Source organism: Janthinobacterium sp. NKUCC06_STL (assembly GCF_019345455.1).
Lineage (GTDB): Bacteria > Pseudomonadota > Gammaproteobacteria > Burkholderiales > Burkholderiaceae_D > Janthinobacterium > Janthinobacterium rivuli.
Genome location: NZ_JAHKQY010000018.1, coordinates 1 through 18,243 on the forward strand (window position 1 = coordinate 1; position 18,243 = coordinate 18,243).

Here is an 18,243-nt window from a genome sequence, read left to right on the forward strand (position 1 = left end):
AGACGAATCGGAGAGGGTTGCGCTTGCAAGCGCAACCCGGTTTTGCGGCGCCGAGCTGCGCTCGCCGAAGTCCCGCAAAACCCCCGCGTCCGTACCGGACGCGGATGCGACACCCGCGTTCTGCATGCATGGAATAAATAAAAAGGGCCTCCCCGCCAAAACGGGGAAGCCCTTTTTATTTATTCGGTGGTGGAGACGGCGGGAATCGAACCTACCGTAAACCGTGGCTTCTTAGGTATCTTGAGGGTTTTGCTGTCAAAATACAGACAATCGACCTGCTACGTTAGTTGTTTGCTAGATCAGACATGCCTCTCATCTTCTATGATCGATGGTCGAGAATCCATGTAGACCTTTCGACTGCTAGCGGCTCGAACTACCTGACCTTAGAGGCACGTTGATGATAGAAATGAATAAATCGGATTTGTGGAAGAACTTTAGACTTGGCGAAGAAGTGCACGTCGCCGGCTCATTCATCTATAACGGCTTGCGCCGCTTTCATGAGCTGGAAATGCTTAATCACAGCGACGAGCTTTTCGAATTCCTCTACAACCTGTCAGTTGGCATTGAGCGCCTCTTAAAGATTGCTATTGTGCTTCACGAGCATACTGAAACTATCGATCAGATCAGTCTAGAGAAGTCGCTGATCACACACAGCCACTTGGACCTGTTAGCGCGCTTGCGGAAAAGTGTTGCGATCAATTTCGGCAAGCCACAGAATGAACTCCTGCAACTCTTGAGTACCTTCTACAAAACAGTAAGATACGATCGGTTTTCTCTCAACTCGGTGTATGAGGGCAAGAAGGAAGCTTTAGCGATTTTCGCGTTACTAAGAAAACACCTAAATGTAGAAATTGCTGATAGCAAGTTGTTTGGTACGCCTAATGAAGACAGCTACAGATCGTTTATCAGACGTACCGTATTGAAGATTTCACAAACGATCTATAAAGTTATTACCGATCGATCCAGCGCCCTTGGATTGTACACATATGAGCTACGGTACGAATCGAAGGCGGCGCGTGTTTTTTTTGGCGCGGCGGACATCCGTGATGAAGATGTTTTGTGGAAGGAGTTGCTTATTTTTTTCATGAATACAGCACCTACGACGGGATATCTGAACTACTTGAAAGAGATTGTGCCGCTGGATTTCGATCCAGAGTTGTTGCAGGATTACCTTAGTTGTTTCAAATCAAATCCGCCTCTAGCAAGCGTTATGGACGAATTGGAGTACCACTACGAGAACTTGGATTCGGAAGCCAAAAAGCTGAGATTCGAGACGTTAAACATCATCGCTATGCCTGGCGTTGATTTTAGTCAGCCTGAGGACTTGGGCGACTTTAATGATGATGAAGATGATTTTTGACTAATCCTTTGACGAGATGATGCTCATTGAAGCGGCTCAGGTGTTGCGGTCTGAAATGCCCAGTCAAGTAGTCTGTTTTGGCGCGTTTCAGCCCCATAGTTTGGATAGGCAGTGGAGTATGAAAACTAACCAATATCGCTAGTTTTAGACACCAAAAACATTTTCGGCCTTTGAACCCGCAGTCTGGTCAGCATCTGGCATCCAACGCCCATACACCCTGGCAATCATCGTCCAGTCAGCATGCCCCATCTGTTTTGCCACCCACATAGGGTGTTCACCGGCCGAGAGCATCATGCTGGCGTAGGTGTGCCGCGTCTGATAAGGGTTGCGATACCGCACGCCAGCGTTTTGCAAGATGCCGGTCCATAAAGTCTTGCGGATCGGCTGGTCCCCCTCCCAGCGCCGCTCCAGGCGAGGATTTTGAAAAACTTCTTCGCCCTTCGACCACGTGAACGCCTTTTGCTCCTGCAGCGCATGCATGGCACGCTCCAGAAGCTTGACTTCACGGCGGCCGGCGTTTGTCTTGGTGCTTTCCGCCGCCTTGGAGTGCTGGGTGAGGGCGCGCGTTACCATCACGACGCCGCGCACGAAGTCCACGTCGGCCCAGTCCAAGGCCACCAGCTCGGACGTGCGTAAGCCGGTCCAGAAGGCAAACTGCAGCAGGTTGCGCCCCTGGCCGGTTGCTTGCGCGAGAATTGCTGACTGTTCCTCCTTCGTGAACGGGTCGATATCATCCTTCGACTGCGGCGCCTCGACCTTGGAATAGCACCAGCGCGCCAGCGGATTGACTTCGATCAGCTCGTCCTCTATCGCGTCGTCCAGCGCCTTGCGCAGTACGCTCTGGATGTTCGCCATGGTCTTGTTGGTCGCGGTCATGGGCTCCATCTTGGCCCGCACGTCTTTCTTGCGCAGCGCCGACAGCATGATGGTGCCGAACCAGGGGATCAGCTGGCCAACGACGATCTTGCGATAGCCGTTGTACGTGCTGGCCTTGAGGTGCTTTTTTTGCCTGTCGAGCCACTTATCCAGAAACGCCTCGATGGTCTGCACGTCGCCGACCTGGTCGGCAAACTTGGCGGCATTGGACGATTGCGGAAAGGTGGCCGTGTAGTCAAAGCTGTTGGTGGCAATCGCGTGCAGGATCGCCGCTCGATGGTTCTCGGCCCGTTTCAGGTTAGCGGAGGTGGGCTTGAGCGCGATCCTTTCCCTGCACCTGGTGCCGCGATACATGAAGGTGATTTCGATGCTGCTTTCCGATGCAGCTTTAACACCTCGCCCGTCTCTACCCATGATTCATACCCTTTCACGTCAATTAAAATTCGATTGTCTGGTGCCTTGATCCAGACGGCATCTTTCGGCCAGATCCCGTCCCGGATCTTTGTTCTGATTGCGTCGGGCGTGTAACCCGACTCGGTAGAGAACTTCGGTATGGTCATGTAGCGAAGCATTTCTTTTTCCTATTCTCGGCATCGGTTTGTATCGCCAAAGCAAACGCTTCGGCCTCCGTGTATTGCGGCACCTCAGCGCCTGGTTTGCGGTAATCGCGCAGTCGACAAAATTCCTTGTAATCCGCCTCCTCGGCGGGGGATGCCGTCGTCATGCTGGGCACCCGACAGGAGCGACAGCCTTCTTGACCGCCTCGATGGCGCCCAGCGGCACGGCGCGGAACATGCCCGGCCACTGGTGGTCCAGCTCGACCCACGCATGCAGCTCGCCATTGCCCACGTCGCGGCGCAGGTCGTTGACGGTGCCGGCCTGGTAGCCTTCGTCGGTATCGAATATCACGCGGTCGCCCAAGGCGACTTGCCGCGGCGAATGGGTCAAGGTGGTCAGCATTGCGGTGCTCCTTTCAGTTTGGCGGTAACGCCGCACACGCCGTAGCGGTCGATGGCGGCGTCGATCACGTCGCCGCTGGATGCGGCAACCTCAAAAAATTCAAAGCGTTCGGTTTGCGTGCGAACGATCACGGCAAAGGTGCTCATGTGCCATCCCCTTCAAGGGGCGGGGCGTCGGGGACGATCAGCCGGGGATACGGGCAGGCGTTGACGGCCGCCCAGGCGGCAATGACGGCTGTTTTTGCCTCGTCCGACAGGTTCGGCACGGGTGCCGCTGGCGGCGTGGCCGGGGCAGGGCGGTCGGGGTGCGTACAGTTATTTACACGAGTCCGAGGAACGGCAACCCCAACAGCCACCCCGCGCCCGCCTGTGGCCTGTACCGGCGTCCACGTATGGCGCACGGACTTGAAGACCACGCCGATGAGGTCGCTGCAGCGCACGCCGTAGGGCGTGGTGCGCAGCGTTTCGCCGTAGCGGCCGATGACGGTCTTTTCGTCCTTTGCCAGGGTGACGACCAGTTCTTTGCGAGGCACCAGGGCGCCGCCTTGGGCGCGCAGGTATTCGGCCCAGCAGGCGCGCTTCTCGCCGTCGATCTTTTGCACGGCGTCCCAGGCGCGGCGCATGGCGGCCGGCGCTTCATTGACCATGCTTTCCTCGATGCGGCGCAGTTCGCGCCACACGGTGACAGGCGCGCCGCCCCATTGCTGGAATTGTCGGATGCCCCAGCACGCGGCCCAGGACTCGACGCGCGCCGATGGCGTCAGCTCGACATCGCCTTCGGTGTCGGCTGTGACGACATAGCCTTCCTTGGTCTTGTGCTCGGCCACGCCGTCGATGTTCTTGGCCACGTACTTGGCGATGTAGCCGGCGGCGCTGCCCTTGGCCCAGTCGATGCGTTTCACATCCAGGCGGCGCGCGAAGGCGCCCGGTTCGCCACGGTCCACGCGCCAGGCGTAGCGCTTCATGATGCGAATGGCGCGGCCGGCCACGTCCTGCAGGTGGACCGTCTTGTATTTCGCGGTCGGGCGCACGAACAGCAGCAGATGCCAATGCGGGCAGCCATCGTGATGCGGCTCGGCGATGCGAAAGCCGTACAGGCCGATCCCACGGCGCGCCAGTGCGGAGCGGCACAGCGAGGTCATCTTGCCCAAATACGCATTGGCCTCGCGCGGCGTGGAGCCGTCGAACTTGTCGTTCGGCTTGCCGCTGTGCTGCATGGCGTGGAAGCGCGACGGGCACGTCCAGGTGATGAAAATGCCTTGGTCGCCGCACTCGCGGGCGATCTGCTCAAAGCCATTAATGCGCAACATCAGCTCGCCGCGCCGGATGGCTTTATTCGCAGTCGTTTTCTCGGCCAGCTCGGCGATGCTAAATTGCTGGCCGTTCTCGTTTTGCACCAGGGTGGCGGCCAGCGCTGCCGCGTTGCGGCGGTTCTGCGCCAGGCGCGACAGCACGGCGTCATTGCTGGCATAGGGTTCGCCTCGATAGTTCACGTAGCCCAGGCGGATATTGCCGGCCTCGAAGGCACGCTTGACCCGCTTGCGCAGCTGGCGGCGCCACCAGCGGGCGTCCACCAGGCGGGCGATGGTGTCGGTCAACGCGTCGAATTCGGGCAGCTCGATGCCATACGAGGCGCATTCGTCTTCCATGATTTGCAGGGCGTGCGTGTCGGACACGGCCATCCACAGCATTTTGGTCACGCCGGCCGCCGCACGTTCGGCGGTGGCCACGATGTCGGCATCGCTCTGCGACAGGTCGACGCCGGCGGGCACGTACTGTTCGGCGAACTCGCGCACAAAGCTGGTGGCGATGGACTCATAGACTTTGTACCAGGACGACCAGACCATTTTTGCCATGGCGGCCGTGATGACGCGGTTGCGCCATTTGTATGGAATGCGGGCCAGCTCGGGCGCGAACTGGGCGGATCGCAAAAAGGCTTCGTGACGCTGCGGGGCAGGCAGCAGGATTTGTTTAGATTGCATTCAACAGTCTTTCGTACACACGGATAGCGGCAGAGGTGGCGGCGCGTAGTTCGATGCGCTCTTCCTCAGTAAATGAATGGATGGGCGATTCCCAGCGGTCGGCGTCCAGGCCGGCGGCAATCAACACGGAACGGCGAGCACCACGCGGCGACAATCCCCAGGCTTGGGCCATGAAGGGCGCCAGGTTGCGCGGCTTGATGCTGCGCAGCTGGGCTTTGGCTTCGGCGATGGCGGCCAGCGCATGTCCGGCGCCTGGTGGCGTCGGCATATCCTTGTCGCGCGCGGCCAGAATCTCGGCGGCAGGCTGGAAGGACAGGTGATTGTCAATAAGGGACGCCGGCATGGTTCAGTCCTTGATGAAGCCAATGGCCCGCAGTACGCCGGGGGCAATGACGATCAGGAGCGACAGCAGCCAGATTCCGCAGGTTTTGGCCAGGCGCACCATCAGCGTGCCCCTGCCTTGAGAAAATGTTCTGCCCAGTACGGGAGCGTGTGCGATGTGCCGCAGCAGTGCCGGGAACCCGCTTCAGTGGCGAAAATGTAGTTCACCTCGATCGGCAGCTTGCCGATCAGGGCGCGTTGCTTGGCTGGCGCGAAAAAGCCGTCACGCTCCAGTGCCTGCGCATCGCTGACGATGAAGGTCAGATTGGCAGCGCCGTAGGCGTGATAGGTCTTGGCAATCTCATGGATGTGGGCTGTCAGCGCCGCGATGCCGATGCCCGTGCTGGCTTGCAGCAAAAAACACGTTGGCGCCACGGGGACAATGCAATTTTGCAAGGTCGGGCGGATCGTGCTTGATGCCAAGAATTTGTCGGCATGACGGGTGGCGTGCAGCGTGTTTTCCATCGGTTTTCCTTATTTCAGGTTGAACGAATCCCGCACGCTCAAAAAGGAGCGCTGCAGGGCACAGCAAAAGAGGGGAGTTACGGCGGCCGGGCTACGGCGGCGCGAGGATCGGGATAGTCATCAGCAGCCCGCAGTCAGGTCCAGGGCCAGCTGGCTGGTGGCTGCCGCGCGCGCATGTTGGGACATCGGGATGCGGATATCGGCCTTGGGCATAGCGGACAGCGAGAGGGTGCGCAGCACTTCCAGGCCTGCCACGAAAGAGTGCCCGCACTCAGGGTTCTGACACATGTAGGTGATTTCCTTGAACATGGCGGACATCGTGCGGCTCTTGACGGCGCGGACGGTGTATTCGCAATGCGGGCAGGGCAGGCCGATGACTCTCATTTCAGCTTTCTTTCCACTTGGTACAGGGCGCGACCGCGACCTGTCATGTTTTTCGACTGCTTGCGTAAGCGCGACTTGACGAGCCATTCAGCCGCCTGATCGATACTTGCCAGCCCCTGGCGCTGGCGCACGAGTTCCAGCACCGCGCGCTCTTCGTCATTGAGGTTAATTTGATGGTCTGGCATTTTCTGTAACTTTAGAGTTGCTCAAAAGTGACTCGGTTTAAACGCTGCGACGCTGTACGCTGTCGATGGTGGCGTCATCCAAGGCGATCACGGCCAGGGCTTCACGCATCACGATCTGGCGCACCAACACCGCAAGCTCTTCACCCTGGTAATTGGCGATCGAGGAAACAAGCTGGTGCTCGTAATCGTCTAGGCGCAGCGCGACTGTATGTTTGCGAATACGTTTTGCATCGGGGTACATGACGTGGTCCTTAGTGGGTGGGATTGGAGGCGAGTTCGCGCTTGTAGTCGGCGAGGCCGCGCAGGATCAGGAAGCGGAGGAACCAGGCACGGGACCGGTCAAGTTTCTCTGCGTAGCCTTCGACTTCAGCTACCTCATCAGACGTCAGACGGACTCCAAGGGGCTTGGTGGTGACGCCCTTGGCAGTACGCTTGGCATTGGATACGTTTTTCATAATGTTATGATGTGTAATCGCTACAGGATGGCGTAACTATAGTGTCCAAAAGCGCACTAGTCAACAAAAAGATGTGAGTATGAGCATGTTTGGTGAAAGATTAAAGCAAGAGCGTCAACGTTTGGGCATGAATCAAGATGACTTCGCGGCGGTTGGCGGGGTCAAAAAACGCGCTCAAATTTCGTATGAAAAGGATGAGCGATCTCCGGATGCAGTCTACCTATCTGCGCTGTTAGATATTGGCGTAGACGTTTGGTATGTGATGACTGGCAGCGTTTCAGCTGCGGTGCTGAGTGCGGATGAAAGTGAACTAGTTTCTGGTTTCCGGAACCTGGATGCGCGTGGACGAGCTGGCGTTCTTGGAATGATTGGTGGCATGCGCCTGCCAGCGCCCCCGGCATCCCCCGCAGGGAATGCACCACACGTTGAAACCCACGGCAAGATTGGGCAAAATTTCGTAGGGAATATCATTGGGCCGCAGACTTTTAATGTGGCCGGTAGCGGACGAAAAAAGGAAAAATAGTCTGCAAATGATTCACCTTCTTATGCTTATTGTAATTGCAGTTTGTTTGGTCTGCATACTTCTTAGTGGGTTGAATCATCGAAGACGAGCACTTGAAGCAGGCGAATCGTATGGCTCGCCATGGCATCACATCCAACAATGGGTATCTGATAATGAGGTTAGAAAATTTCCTAGTAAAGGAGCGGATTGTCACGGCGTAAATGGTGTCCTTGCCTAAATAGGTCGCCAGTGACCGGATTGTGGTTAACGATTTTGCGGCAAGCTACATAGTCATTGGATGCGGATCAGATCGTCCAGTGCTACAGTCCGTACCTCAAAAATTTTCTTTATAAAATATTTAATGTTAAAAAACTTTTTACGGACGATGTCGAAGTTGCTTTTCGTCATATGTCTTTTGGTCGTTGCCCAAGTCAATCTAGGCCGGAATGTCGATAATATCGCTGAAAGGGTGTTTGCGTCGAATTTCGCTCCTCTTTCGGATCAAAAGGCTTTGGAAATAGGCGAGGCGGCCCATGAAGGTATTGTAAGTGAACAAAATCGCAAAGAAAAAAGGCGGCTTCATTGTGTAAGGGGATTTGATGAAGACGATGTACTAATACAGTACATGTGTGGAAAAAAACAAGACGAATTAAAGGCTGCGATTGCATCTGATTTGATTGCCGATGGCCATCGAATCCATCGCGAGGAGTTTGTTGTTTCGCAGATTAAGCCAAACGTCGGAACCGTAGAAGCTATTATCAACTGGACTTTCGGTTTGGTTTATGCTTGCATCGGACTGTATGTGCTGAAATTTTTTCTGAAGTGGTTCATTGCCGAAATACTTCCAGTTCTTCGTCGGGGTTCTGGAAGACTGAAAGAGATAGGATCGGGGCTGCCAAGCATTAAAGCACTGAACGAAAATCGTAGATTGCGGCGCGCTGAGAGTGACTTTCTCACATTGAAGAACCTTTACGAAAACGGGCTTATCACGGAGGAGATGTTTATGGCGCGAAAGAGCGCATTGAAAGCAGTGTTGGGGGAAAGTGATAACCGCTAGATTGGGGACTAGGTTTATCTAGTAGCTATTTTCCGTATCGGTGACTTCAATCTGCCATAATCATTAGAGTGAGTAAAAATAAACCACGCGCATCTAAGGCGAATTTTACGATGAGATTGTAAATGACACATAAGCTAGATTTAAATAAGCAACAAGGAAAAAAAATAACGTGCTTTTGTCGCGACTGCCATCGCGAAACAAAGCACGAAATTATTACTGAAGCTACACTGAGTGGAGTCGAGGAAGAGCTTGGTGGCTATCAGACTGACTGGTCTGTTGAGCATCAAATAATAAGATGTCTCGGTTGCGAAACATTTTCTTTCCGCACATCTAGCGGAACAGAGCACGATTATATGCAAGTTGGCGAAAACTCATGGGAATATCAACCAAATATCGACATATATCCAAACCCCCGCGAAGGTCGGCAACCACTAACTGATGCCGGGCTATTACCGGACAAGATTCAACGAATTTACGAAGAGTCACTACAGGCTTTGAATGACACGCAGCCTGTGTTATGCGGAATCGGGACTCGCGCAATAATTGAGACTGTTTGTAAGGATAAAAATGCAAAAGGCGGTGATTTGTTTAATAAGATCAACTCCTTAGTCGAACTGGGTGTCCTAACACGGGACGGAGCAGATATTCTACATAAGCTTCGCACTCTTGGAAACGATGCTGCTCATGAGGTTAAACCTCACTCTCTTCAAGAGCTAGGTCTTGCCTTCGATGTGGTAGACCATCTGTTACTGGGTGTTTATATCTTGCCCGCTCATGCAAAGAAGACTTTTAAATGAGTGTAGTAACGGCACGCGGGTTATTTTTTTCGCACTAGATTAGATAGAACGTAACCTGTGGGCTTATGCGACGTGCTGACAGGATTTCCAGATAGTTCACGTTATGCCTTGAGAGTCGTAGCTTCTTGCTTTCAAGGTTCTTCACTGTTTTCGCGGATGATATCCCGCACTTCCTCAATACGCTTCCACGTATGCAGCGCCGCCCGCCTCGCGGCCTGTTTGCTCTTATAAACATGGTCCAGCGTCTTGAGCGAGCCAGCGGCGCCAGCCTGTTCCTGCCCCGTCTTTTTCTTCTTCGCCGCCACGTCCTTCCACTTGGCCACCACGCCCGTGACGCCTTCGTCCGGGTCTTTCTCGTCCTCTCGCTCGGCCTCGACCGCCTCCGTCTTCGTTTCAAATTCCACGCGCGTGGTAAACCCGTTGCCGCCCAGGCTGTGCGTGACCTTGACTGAAAGCCACTCAGTGGCGTCGATCTCGGGCTTGAATCCTTGCACCGTTACGGGCGATTGCGGGAACACGGCCGGGTTGCCCAGGGCCAGGCTCATTTCAAAGGTGGCCAGGCCGCGCAGGATGCGCTGCCATTCGGCCACGGCCGCCGCGCGCGCGTCGGTTTCGTTGGCGAAGGTGGTGCGCAGGCGCTTGCTGTTGCCGGGCACGCCGGCCACCACGCTGCGGCGCCGCGCGTAGCGCTCGTCATGCCAGAATGCGCGCACGCCCGTGTAGGCGTCGCTTTCGGCGCTGTGGTAGCGGTGGCCGTCGCCCAGGGCGCGCGTGATGGGGATGATGGGCAGCGCCTTGCCGCTGGCCGTGCGGCTCTGGTTGATGGGGATGAATAGCAGGGTGTCATTCTTGACGGTGGCCACCGCGTCGTATTTCCTGCCCAGCCGGCGCAGGAAGGCCGCATCACTTTCGTGGGTCTGGTCGATGTGCTCGATGGCGGTATTGCGCAGGCGCGCCGACACGCCTGACGCCAACTCATTGCGAAAGGCAATCGCCTCGATGATGGCGCCCAGGGTGGTCTTGTGAAAGCTGTGTTCCTGCTGCTGCTTGAAGGTGTCGATCAGGTTGGCCGACCTGGCGCGCAGGGTGATGGTGTCGGGCGCGCCGCTGTGCTCCACCTCGTCGACGGTGAATTTGCCCATGTCCACCAGGCCGGATGATTGCCAGCCCAGCGCCAGGGAGATCTGCGCGCCGCGCGGCGGCATGGCCAGCTTGCCATCGCTGTCGTCCAGGGAAATATCGAGCTGGTCGCTCTCGTCGCCACGGCACAGGGTCAAGGTCAGATTGATTAGCCGCGGTGACACGATGGCCGTCAAATCCTTGTCCTCGATGCTGACCTTGAAGGCGGGGATATGCTCGCTCATTTGAACTTGTCCGCCGCGCTGCCGATGGCGCCGCTGATGCTGCCGCCGATCTTGTCTTTCATCTCGCTGACCACGCCGCCATATTTCGACGTGATGCCGCCGACCACATTGCCCACGACGCTGCCCACGGCATTTTTGGCCGCGCCGGCAATGCTGCTGGTCATGCCGTCGATGCTGAGCATGTTTTTCAGGTCGCCGATGTCGCCCAGGCCGACCATGGCCAGCACGCCGTCATCGTCGCGCTTGAGCGCAATCGAAAACTCGACGCGGCGCGCGCCGCCGCTGCCGTCGAGGATGGTGCGGCCCTCGGTCATGCTGGTGATGCGATACGAGCCGAGTATGCGGCCCGTGCCCTGGATCAGTATCCACGATTTACCGGTGTCGGCCATCATGCGCAGCGCATCGAGCGAATACAGGGAGCCGGTCAGTTCCGGCGCTACCCAGCCCGACAGGGTGATGGTGTCGTCACCCGGCCCCACGTACTGGTGCGCATCGCGCAGGCCCACGCGGGCCGTGCTGGCGTGCTTCCATTCCGTTTGCCGCTGCAGCTCGTGATAGGCCAAGGTCGGCAGGCTGAACACGAACATTCCTAAAATCATCATCATGGTGGTGTTTCTTTCTTAATCGTGGTCGCGCAGGGACGAGCGGATGCGCGCCGCCTTTTCTCGGTCGCGCTGTTCCATGGCCGCATACACGGCACGTGCGATGGCCTGGGGATCGGAACCGGCCTGCGCCTGGATCGTGATTTCGATCTTATCGCCTTGAATGCTCAATCCGGCACCGAACCCGCCATGGGACAGCGGCGCGCGCGTGTCGAAGGCGCTGGCCGGCAAGGCGGTGGCCGTGCCGATGGCGATGCCGGCGCCCAGTTGCGTCAGGCGCTGGGCCAGGCCGGATACCTTGGCAATGGGCGCGCCCTCGCTACGGTCCAGGCCCACGGCCAGGCCTTGCATGGTGTAGTCGCCGAGCTGGGCAAACACGCGGCTCGGGCTGTGGATGCCCAGCTTTTCCTTGAACCAGGCAATGGTGCTGGAACCGGCATTGCCGATGGCGTCCTTGACGGCGCCCATGGAGCCGGTGATGCCGTTGACCAGGCCGCGCAAGATGTTGGCGCCGAATTCGGTGAACTGGGCTGGCAGTTTGATGCCGAACCAGCTCAAGACGCCGGCGAATGCCTGGTAAAACACGCCGACGGGAGACCAGTTGATAATCAGGGCAGTGATACCTGCCATGCCGCCGCTGAAGGTGGTTTTCAGCTGCGACCACAGACTGGCAATGAAGCCTGTCAGCGGCGCCAGTCCCTCGACAATGCTGTGCCGGATGTTGGCGGCAAAGTCGGTGAACCTGGCCGGCAGCGCGATGCCGAACCAGCCCAGCACGCCTGCGAAGGCGCGATAGAACAGACCCAGCGGTGACCAGTTGGCGATCAGGCTATTGATGCCGACGAAGCCGCCGGCAAACGCAGTCTTGACGTCCGACCACAGGCCCCGAAAGAAACCCTTGATCGGCTCCCAGTATTTATAGATCAGGAAGGCGGCGCCGGCGATGACCGTGATGGCGATGCCAATCGGGTTCATCAGAAGAGCGCGGCCCAGCCACAGCACAGCGCGGCCCGCCCACATGAAGGCGCCGCCCAGGCCGCGCAAGATGGGCGTGAGCACGCCGCCCGTCACGCCCATCTTGGCGAACATGACGTGCAGCATGGCATACGGGCCGATCATGGCGGCAATGCCCAGCATCAGCGGGCCGAGCACCAGCAGCAGGCCGGCCAGCACGGCAAAGGCGGTAATCATGATCTTGGCCACGGTCGGGTTGCGTTCCATGAAGCCATTCAGGCGTGTGATGGCACTGATGGCCATTTCCAGCCCTTGCGCATACAGCGGCAGGATTTTCTCGCCCATAGTGAGCTTGAGGTTGGCCAGCTTGGCTTGCGCTTCCAGCTCCTTGCCGGCGGCCGAGTCGCGGCCCAGTTTTTCCAGCTTGCCGATATCGGCGGCGCCACGGTTGAGCTTTTCGTTTTTGTGGATCTGCACACGCTGCAAATACATCTGCGAATACAGGTTCGACGCGGTGCGGTTCGAAAAGATGCTGCCGATGGCATCGAGCACCTGTTTCTTTTCCGTGATGCCTTTCTTGGCCAGTTGCGGCAACAGCACCTTTTCCAGCCATTCGAACTGGTTTTCGCGGAACAGCTCGGCGCCCAGCAGCGCGCCCGGGTCGAGGAACGAGACCTGCCCCGCCTTGTCGTGCTTGACCTTGCTCTTGTCGCCAATCAGGCCGAACTCTTCCAGCTTCCGGGCTGAGCGCTTTGTCGTGCGGCCCTGGTACAAGTTCTGGTATGCGCTCATCAGGGACGTGCCGACGCGGTTGCCGCTCATTTCCTGCACCAGCGGTTCCATCTGGTAGTAAAAGGCGTCATCTTTCAAGCCCTTGGCCGCGATGCCGCCCGTCTTGATCATGTTCAGCCATTCATTCGGGCCGACGCGCCCGCCCGTGGCGGTAATCACCTGCTGCACGATGTTGGCCTGGGCTTCGAACTTTTCTTTGCTTTCCAGGCCGCCGCGCAGCTCGATGACCTTGAGCATGTCCATGAACTTGCGCTCGTTGTCGGCGCCCTCCGCCTCGCCAAAGAAGGCGTGATTGGCAAACTTCATCTTGGCCAGAGTAGGGGCGACCATTTCCGCGTGGTGTACGTCGGCAAAGGCGCTCATCCCGTCGCGCATGAGCTGCAGGTTGTCGAGCTGGCTGGTGCCGTAGGTCTTCATATTGCGCGCGAAGGCGACGGCCTCGGCCGACACCTTGTCGCCCAGGCCCAAGGCGTTGACGCGGCCCACTTCCGTTTGATAGTGCTTGGCCTCGTTCAATCCCTTGACGACGGGCGCGCCGATGACGGCGCCCGTGGCGGTCGCGCCGGCGCCGGCCATGGCCAGGTTACCCGCCTTGTTGCGCAGCTTGTCGGCGTGTTGGGTGGCATTGGTGACGCGCTGCTGTTTGGCGGCTGACGCGGCCAGGCGCTTTTGTTGCGAGGCCAGTTCAACGTTCGTCAACTGGATACTGTTTTTTAGCCATTCCTGGGCCTTGCCCAACTGGCGCGTGTCGATGCCGGCGTCTTTCAGACTGGTGCGCAGGACGCGGAATTGCTGGCTCTGTTCCCGACCTTTCAGCGTCAAGGCCTGCGTGACCTTCGTCGCCGCCTTCAAATCACGCGTCATGGCGCGTGTAGGAGATTCGGTCTGTTTTATGCTTGCGGCCAGCTCTTTTACTTTTTTTTGAGCTTCTTTCAGCTCAACCCCCGTTGTTCGAATACCGCTATGTAGTTCGCGGAATTTCCCGAGGTTCCTTTGCTGCGTGTTCAGTTCACGCAAGCGGTCGCTGGTGGCCTTCAAGGCCTTGGCCGTGTCACTGGAGCCGCCCATGATTTTTTTCAGCGGGCCGGTAATCTTGTCCAGTGCCGCAAATACCACCTGTAATTTCAGATCCCGACCAGCCATCTATTCCGCTCCGCTTCGTTGCCTGGCGCGCTCGCGCCAGGCCATCAATTCATCAATCGTAAAACCGTCCATCGCTGCCGGCGTCCAGTGAAAGACGCCGGCGATGTCGGCCATGGCGTCTTCTACTTCGCCGGGGATACCGAAAGGCGATCGGCTTTGCTCACCAAAAAACCGGCAACCTCGGCGCCCACGGCCAGCAGGTCGGCCGGGTCCATGTTGGACACGTCGTGCGCGGTCAGGGTCGGCTCGGTGATGCGCGGCAGCACGATCTGCAGGGCCGACACGTTCAGGTTGGCCAGCTCGATCAGGGAAATGCCGCGCAGGGCGCCCGCCTTGGGTTTGCGCACGGTGAGCGAGGTGATGAAGGTGTCGCCGCGTTTGATCGGTTCGTCCAGCTCGATGACGGCTTGGTTTTGGGTATCGTTGTTCATGATGTTGTCCTTGTGTGTGGGTGGTGAAGTAAAAGGGGTTACAGGCCGCTGGCCTTGCGGATGGCGGCATTGGTGTCGACGCCGCCGATGTTCTCGATGCCGCTCATGAAGTCCAGTTCGATGACGGTGGCGCCGTCGATCATCAGCTTGTAATAGCTGCAGGCCATGGTGTATTTGTGGGTGGTGTCGTCGCCCATCTTGGCGCCGCCCATGTCGATTTCCTTGTAGCGGCCGCGCACGACAACTTCGACGGCTGCGACGTTGCCGTCTTCGTCGTTCTGGTAAGCGCCGGCAAAGCGCAGCATCACGGCACCGTGCGCATGCGCGCCGTATTGCTTCAAGGCTTCGGCGATCAGGCCGCCGCCGCTCCATTCCAGCGACAGTGCCTCGTTGCCGAAGTCCACGGACACGGGGCCGCTCATGCCGCCGGCGCGGTACTCTTCCATCTTGCGGCTGAGTTTCGGCAAGGTGACTTCGGGCACCATGCCCATGAACAGCACGCCGTTTTGAAATACGTTGAATTGCTTGAGTTTGTGGGGCATGCCCATAGCGTTCTCCAGTGGTCAGTTGCGCCCGCGCACGGCGGGCACGGGGTCGGTTAAGCGGCGATGCGCGAGGCGAAGTCGGCCAGGTAGCGGTCGGTAATGCGTTGCTGGAAGCGCAGGTTTTCCAGCGGCGGCACGGGTGTGTAGTCGTAGTCGATGGCCAGCTTGCCGTCCTTCAGTGCCGTCTTGTCGTTGTATTGCTCGTCATACCAGGCGTGGCCGTCGATGATGTAGCCCTGCAGTTTCAGGTCGCGGAACTTGGCGTTGATGCTTTCCAGCAGATCGCGCACCAGGGACGGATGCAAGGGCAGGTCGACAAACGTGAAATGCGCTTCGGCGATGGTGTCGGCCAGCACCTGGGCCGTGCGCGTGTAGCTCTCGAAATAGAAGAAGCCGCCCGGCGCCTCGCAGGTGCGCGAACCCCAGAAGCGGTAGCCTCCCATGTTGATCAGGGTGGTCACTTCCTTGGCGTTGAGCACGCCGGCGTCGGTGGCCGGGTCTTGCAAGTCGAAAAACACGTCTTTGCTGATGCCGGTCGGGCCGTTGACGACGACGTTCGACAGCGTCTTGTGCCAGCCCGTTTCCTCGTCGATCTTGGCGCGCAGGCCCATGGCATAGGCCACGGCGGAAATGCTGGCCTCTTCGTCGATGGTCTTGTCCCAGTTGACAAAATCCGGCCAGATAATCATGACCTCGCGCTGGCCGAACTGGCCGCGATAGGTGGTGGCGGCCACCACGTTGCTGCAGCCGTAGGCGGAGGCGTAGACGAAGCTGCGCAGTTGCTGCGCCACGCTGGCCAGGGCGTTGGTGACGGCCTTGGTATCCAGGCCCGGCGCGCCCAGGATGCGCGGTTTCACGCCGAGCTTGCTTTGCGCGGCCAGCAAGGCTTTGACGCCCAGGTACTTGCCGTCCGGCGAGACGCCGCCCACCACGTTGGTGGTGGTTTCCGCTTCCGTTTCTCCCTGTTCCACGCGCACGACGACGCACAGGGGCTTGGTCTGCGCGGCAATGGCTTCCAGTGCGCGATACAGGGTGCCGGTCTTGCCGGCCTTGCCCATGGCGGCCAGCACGTTGGTGATGAGCACGGGCGTGTCGAGCGGGAAGGACACGGGGTCCGCGTCGTCGGCCGTGGCGATCAGGCCCAGCACGGCCGTGGACACGGTGCGGATGGGGCGCGAACCTTCGTTGATTTCAATGACGCGCACGCCATGGTGGTAGTCGGTGGTCATGTGGCTCTCCTGGTGAGTGGTGAAAAAGCGCTATTGGGGTGCAGCTGTGCCGACATCATCGAAGGCGCGCCGCGCCTCGTCGGGCAGGGTGGCGGCGATGCGCGCGTATTCGGCGCTGATGGCCGCCTGCAGCGTTTCCATGTCCTGCGCGGCGGCAACCGTCGGACAGATGGTGATGTCGAGCAGACAGGCGCGCGCCGCCGTGATGGCGCGCACCGTGTCCGCGTCGCCGTTGGCCATGGCGGCAAAGCCGATGCCTGCCAGGCGGTTGAGGATGGCGTCGCGCGTCTGGCGCACGCTGGCCAGGTAGGGGGCGGCCAGCGCGGTAAATGCCGGTGCCGGCGCGGCGGTGATTTTCCATTTGCCGCCTGCGGTCAGGCGGATGGATGCGCACGCAGCGATGGCGTCGCGCAAGGTCGCCTCATCCTCCATCGAGACTTCCCGCGCATCGTCTGGCCAGGTGCCGGCGGCGTCGTAATCGCCGCGCATGGCCGATGGATAAAAGCCCAAGGTGGTTTTTGAAAAGAAGGTCGTCATGATTAATCTCCGATGGCACGCCAAGCAAGAACATCGCCCATGGCATTGATGCCGTCCGAGTTGGAAACCCATGCACCCGTGCGCGTCAGGTTGGCGACGCGGCCCGCGAAGCCGGCAAAGGTATTGGGGTTCATGCATTGCACATGGATGCTTTTGCACGCATTGGGGAACGCGATGGGAAATGACAGGTTCTGGCTGAAAGGCGCCATCGTGGTGGCGCCGTTGATCGTGCCCCATTGCTCGATATCGCCGCTTGGCAACCGGCGACGACTGGAAGTGCCAAGGCTTGCGGCAAAGGAGGCGGAGGCCGAGAGGGTGCCCGTCCCGATGGCGGCCCATCCATTGTTCCCGATGACAACAAAGGTCAACGAGTCGCCGGCGGCAACCTTGACGCTGCTCGTGCTGCCGCCGTTGACCTGAAGGGTATTGGTACCTTGCGCGACACAGATGACAGGCATCGACGCTATGCCGCCCTGATTGGAATAGGTGATGGTGGCACCAGTAGGCAGGTCGGCAGTAGATGGCAGGGTTAATGCAAAGCCACCCATGCCAAAGCTGTAGATAAAGCCGCCCACATGCTCGGCGGTGAGCGTCGCGCTTGCCGAAAAGCCGAACGATGCGCAGTGCTTGACGCCGTTGGCATTGACAAACTCGGCATTGGCCAGTTTTTTCGAGGTGTCAAACTTTGGCAGCGTGGCCACCTCTTTCATGCTGTATTGCGGGTGCGGGTTCAAGGCGCCCAGATGTTTGGTCAATTGTTCGTCGCTGTAGGCGCGCACGGTGATGACTTGGTCATCGATGTATTTACGGGTGGCCAGGATGACGGACGGGTCGATTTTTAGTTCGATGGCGGCCGTGCTGGCGACGATCAGCACGATGCGCACTACTTGCGTGCGCCCGCTGCCCTCGGCCATCAGGGGCTTGTAGCTGGGCGGGCAGTTGGCCACCGCGCACAGGTCGCCGGCCTCGTCGTAGATGCCGATTTCGCGGATCCACCAGCCGCCCACATCCTCGGGCAGCACCTGCTCGACGATGATCTGGCTGGCGTTGGCCGGGTCGATGCTTAGCTGGTTCAGGCCCGCGCGGCGCACTTCATGCACCAACGCCTTTTGCGTGCGCACTGGCATGGGCAGATTGCCGTTGCCGTCGCCCACGGCAAGGTTTTTCAGTTTCAGGGTTAGCCCCAGGGCGATGGCGTTGGCCAGCTTGGCCTCGCCCACTTCGGTCAGGATGGCAAAGTATG

Annotated in this window: 24 protein-coding genes; 4 read left to right on the plus strand and 20 right to left on the minus strand. The window is 58.6% G+C overall.

Annotation, left to right across the window (positions count from 1 at the left end):
- Nucleotides 1-397 precede the first annotated feature (397 nt).
- Complete coding sequence (locus KO539_RS29435) at nucleotides 398-1,360, plus strand: hypothetical protein (protein WP_219313877.1); 963 nt, start codon at nucleotides 398-400, stop codon at nucleotides 1,358-1,360.
- 144 nt (nucleotides 1,361-1,504) lie between these two features.
- Here the strand turns inward: KO539_RS29435 and KO539_RS29440 are convergent, their stop codons facing one another.
- The 11 genes from KO539_RS29440 to KO539_RS29490 form a co-directional block, all read right to left on the minus strand.
- Nucleotides 1,505-2,650 carry an Arm DNA-binding domain-containing protein gene (locus KO539_RS29440; protein WP_219313879.1) on the minus strand — a complete coding sequence of 382 codons (1,146 nt, stop codon included), beginning with the start codon at nucleotides 2,648-2,650 and terminating at the stop codon, nucleotides 1,505-1,507.
- A 142-nt stretch (nucleotides 2,651-2,792) separates the two neighbouring features.
- On the minus strand, nucleotides 2,793-2,960 hold the full coding sequence (locus KO539_RS29445; protein ID WP_219313881.1) for a hypothetical protein: 168 nt from the start codon (nucleotides 2,958-2,960) through the stop codon (nucleotides 2,793-2,795).
- Nucleotides 2,957-3,196 (minus strand): hypothetical protein, encoded by a 240-nt coding sequence (locus KO539_RS29450; protein ID WP_219313883.1) that lies wholly within the window; start codon nucleotides 3,194-3,196, stop codon nucleotides 2,957-2,959. The genes KO539_RS29445 and KO539_RS29450 overlap by 4 nt, the downstream gene beginning before the upstream one ends.
- Complete coding sequence (locus KO539_RS29455; protein WP_175445091.1) at nucleotides 3,190-3,342, minus strand: hypothetical protein; 153 nt, start codon at nucleotides 3,340-3,342, stop codon at nucleotides 3,190-3,192. Before KO539_RS29455 ends, KO539_RS29450 begins: the two co-directional genes overlap by 7 nt.
- On the minus strand, nucleotides 3,339-5,177 hold the full coding sequence (locus KO539_RS29460; protein ID WP_219313884.1) for a replication endonuclease: 1,839 nt from the start codon (nucleotides 5,175-5,177) through the stop codon (nucleotides 3,339-3,341). The genes KO539_RS29455 and KO539_RS29460 overlap by 4 nt, the downstream gene beginning before the upstream one ends.
- Nucleotides 5,167-5,520, minus strand: coding sequence for a hypothetical protein (locus tag KO539_RS30510; RefSeq protein ID WP_035820917.1), 354 nt, complete (start codon nucleotides 5,518-5,520; stop codon nucleotides 5,167-5,169). Before KO539_RS30510 ends, KO539_RS29460 begins: the two co-directional genes overlap by 11 nt.
- A 101-nt stretch (nucleotides 5,521-5,621) precedes the next feature.
- Complete coding sequence (locus tag KO539_RS29470) at nucleotides 5,622-6,023, minus strand: hypothetical protein (RefSeq protein ID WP_219313886.1); 402 nt, start codon at nucleotides 6,021-6,023, stop codon at nucleotides 5,622-5,624.
- 120 nt (nucleotides 6,024-6,143) lie between these two features.
- A complete protein-coding gene (locus KO539_RS29475; RefSeq protein ID WP_219313888.1) occupies nucleotides 6,144-6,407 on the minus strand; it encodes an ogr/Delta-like zinc finger family protein in 264 nt (87 codons plus the stop codon).
- Complete coding sequence (locus KO539_RS29480) at nucleotides 6,404-6,592, minus strand: hypothetical protein (RefSeq protein WP_035820911.1); 189 nt, start codon at nucleotides 6,590-6,592, stop codon at nucleotides 6,404-6,406. The genes KO539_RS29475 and KO539_RS29480 overlap by 4 nt, the downstream gene beginning before the upstream one ends.
- A 37-nt stretch (nucleotides 6,593-6,629) precedes the next feature.
- Complete coding sequence (locus KO539_RS29485) at nucleotides 6,630-6,833, minus strand: hypothetical protein (protein WP_035825594.1); 204 nt, start codon at nucleotides 6,831-6,833, stop codon at nucleotides 6,630-6,632.
- 10 nt (nucleotides 6,834-6,843) lie between these two features.
- Nucleotides 6,844-7,047, minus strand: coding sequence for a hypothetical protein (locus tag KO539_RS29490; RefSeq protein WP_219313890.1), 204 nt, complete (start codon nucleotides 7,045-7,047; stop codon nucleotides 6,844-6,846).
- A 79-nt stretch (nucleotides 7,048-7,126) separates the two neighbouring features.
- Here KO539_RS29490 and KO539_RS29495 point away from each other — a divergent pair, with 79 nt between their 5' ends.
- From KO539_RS29495 to KO539_RS29505, 3 genes are all read left to right on the plus strand, one after another.
- Nucleotides 7,127-7,570 carry a helix-turn-helix domain-containing protein gene (locus tag KO539_RS29495; RefSeq protein WP_219313892.1) on the plus strand — a complete coding sequence of 148 codons (444 nt, stop codon included), beginning with the start codon at nucleotides 7,127-7,129 and terminating at the stop codon, nucleotides 7,568-7,570.
- A 340-nt stretch (nucleotides 7,571-7,910) separates the two neighbouring features.
- The gene (locus tag KO539_RS29500) at nucleotides 7,911-8,606 is read left to right on the plus strand and encodes a hypothetical protein (protein ID WP_219313893.1); all 696 of its coding nucleotides are present in this window, start codon (nucleotides 7,911-7,913) and stop codon (nucleotides 8,604-8,606) included.
- A 122-nt stretch (nucleotides 8,607-8,728) separates the two neighbouring features.
- Nucleotides 8,729-9,403, plus strand: a complete 675-nt coding sequence (locus tag KO539_RS29505; protein WP_219313894.1) for a DUF4145 domain-containing protein — start codon at nucleotides 8,729-8,731, stop codon at nucleotides 9,401-9,403.
- A gap of 131 nt (nucleotides 9,404-9,534) precedes the next feature.
- On the opposite strand, the gene KO539_RS29510 is transcribed toward KO539_RS29505, so the two are convergent.
- The 9 genes from KO539_RS29510 to KO539_RS29550 are packed head-to-tail and all read right to left on the minus strand — an operon-like array spanning nucleotide 9,535 to nucleotide 18,220.
- Nucleotides 9,535-10,767, minus strand: coding sequence for a phage late control D family protein (locus KO539_RS29510; protein WP_219313895.1), 1,233 nt, complete (start codon nucleotides 10,765-10,767; stop codon nucleotides 9,535-9,537).
- Nucleotides 10,764-11,372, minus strand: coding sequence for a phage tail protein (locus KO539_RS29515; RefSeq protein WP_046682352.1), 609 nt, complete (start codon nucleotides 11,370-11,372; stop codon nucleotides 10,764-10,766). The genes KO539_RS29510 and KO539_RS29515 overlap by 4 nt, the downstream gene beginning before the upstream one ends.
- 15 nt (nucleotides 11,373-11,387) lie before the next feature.
- Complete coding sequence (locus KO539_RS29520; protein WP_219313896.1) at nucleotides 11,388-14,258, minus strand: phage tail tape measure protein; 2,871 nt, start codon at nucleotides 14,256-14,258, stop codon at nucleotides 11,388-11,390.
- Nucleotides 14,259-14,372, minus strand: coding sequence for a GpE family phage tail protein (locus KO539_RS29525; protein ID WP_071650284.1), 114 nt, complete (start codon nucleotides 14,370-14,372; stop codon nucleotides 14,259-14,261).
- 8 nt (nucleotides 14,373-14,380) lie between these two features.
- A complete protein-coding gene (locus KO539_RS29530) occupies nucleotides 14,381-14,689 on the minus strand; it encodes a phage tail assembly protein (RefSeq protein WP_219313898.1) in 309 nt (102 codons plus the stop codon).
- Nucleotides 14,690-14,727: 38 nt separating this feature from the next.
- Nucleotides 14,728-15,237, minus strand: coding sequence for a phage major tail tube protein (locus KO539_RS29535; protein ID WP_071325087.1), 510 nt, complete (start codon nucleotides 15,235-15,237; stop codon nucleotides 14,728-14,730).
- Nucleotides 15,238-15,287: 50 nt separating this feature from the next.
- On the minus strand, nucleotides 15,288-16,463 hold the full coding sequence (locus tag KO539_RS29540; protein ID WP_219313900.1) for a phage tail sheath protein: 1,176 nt from the start codon (nucleotides 16,461-16,463) through the stop codon (nucleotides 15,288-15,290).
- Nucleotides 16,464-16,493: 30 nt separating this feature from the next.
- Entirely contained in the window at nucleotides 16,494-17,000 is a 507-nt protein-coding gene (locus KO539_RS29545; RefSeq protein WP_219313902.1) for a hypothetical protein, read from the minus strand.
- A 2-nt stretch (nucleotides 17,001-17,002) separates the two neighbouring features.
- The gene (locus KO539_RS29550; RefSeq protein ID WP_374106503.1) at nucleotides 17,003-18,220 is read right to left on the minus strand and encodes a phage tail protein; all 1,218 of its coding nucleotides are present in this window, start codon (nucleotides 18,218-18,220) and stop codon (nucleotides 17,003-17,005) included.
- Nucleotides 18,221-18,243 lie beyond the last annotated feature (23 nt).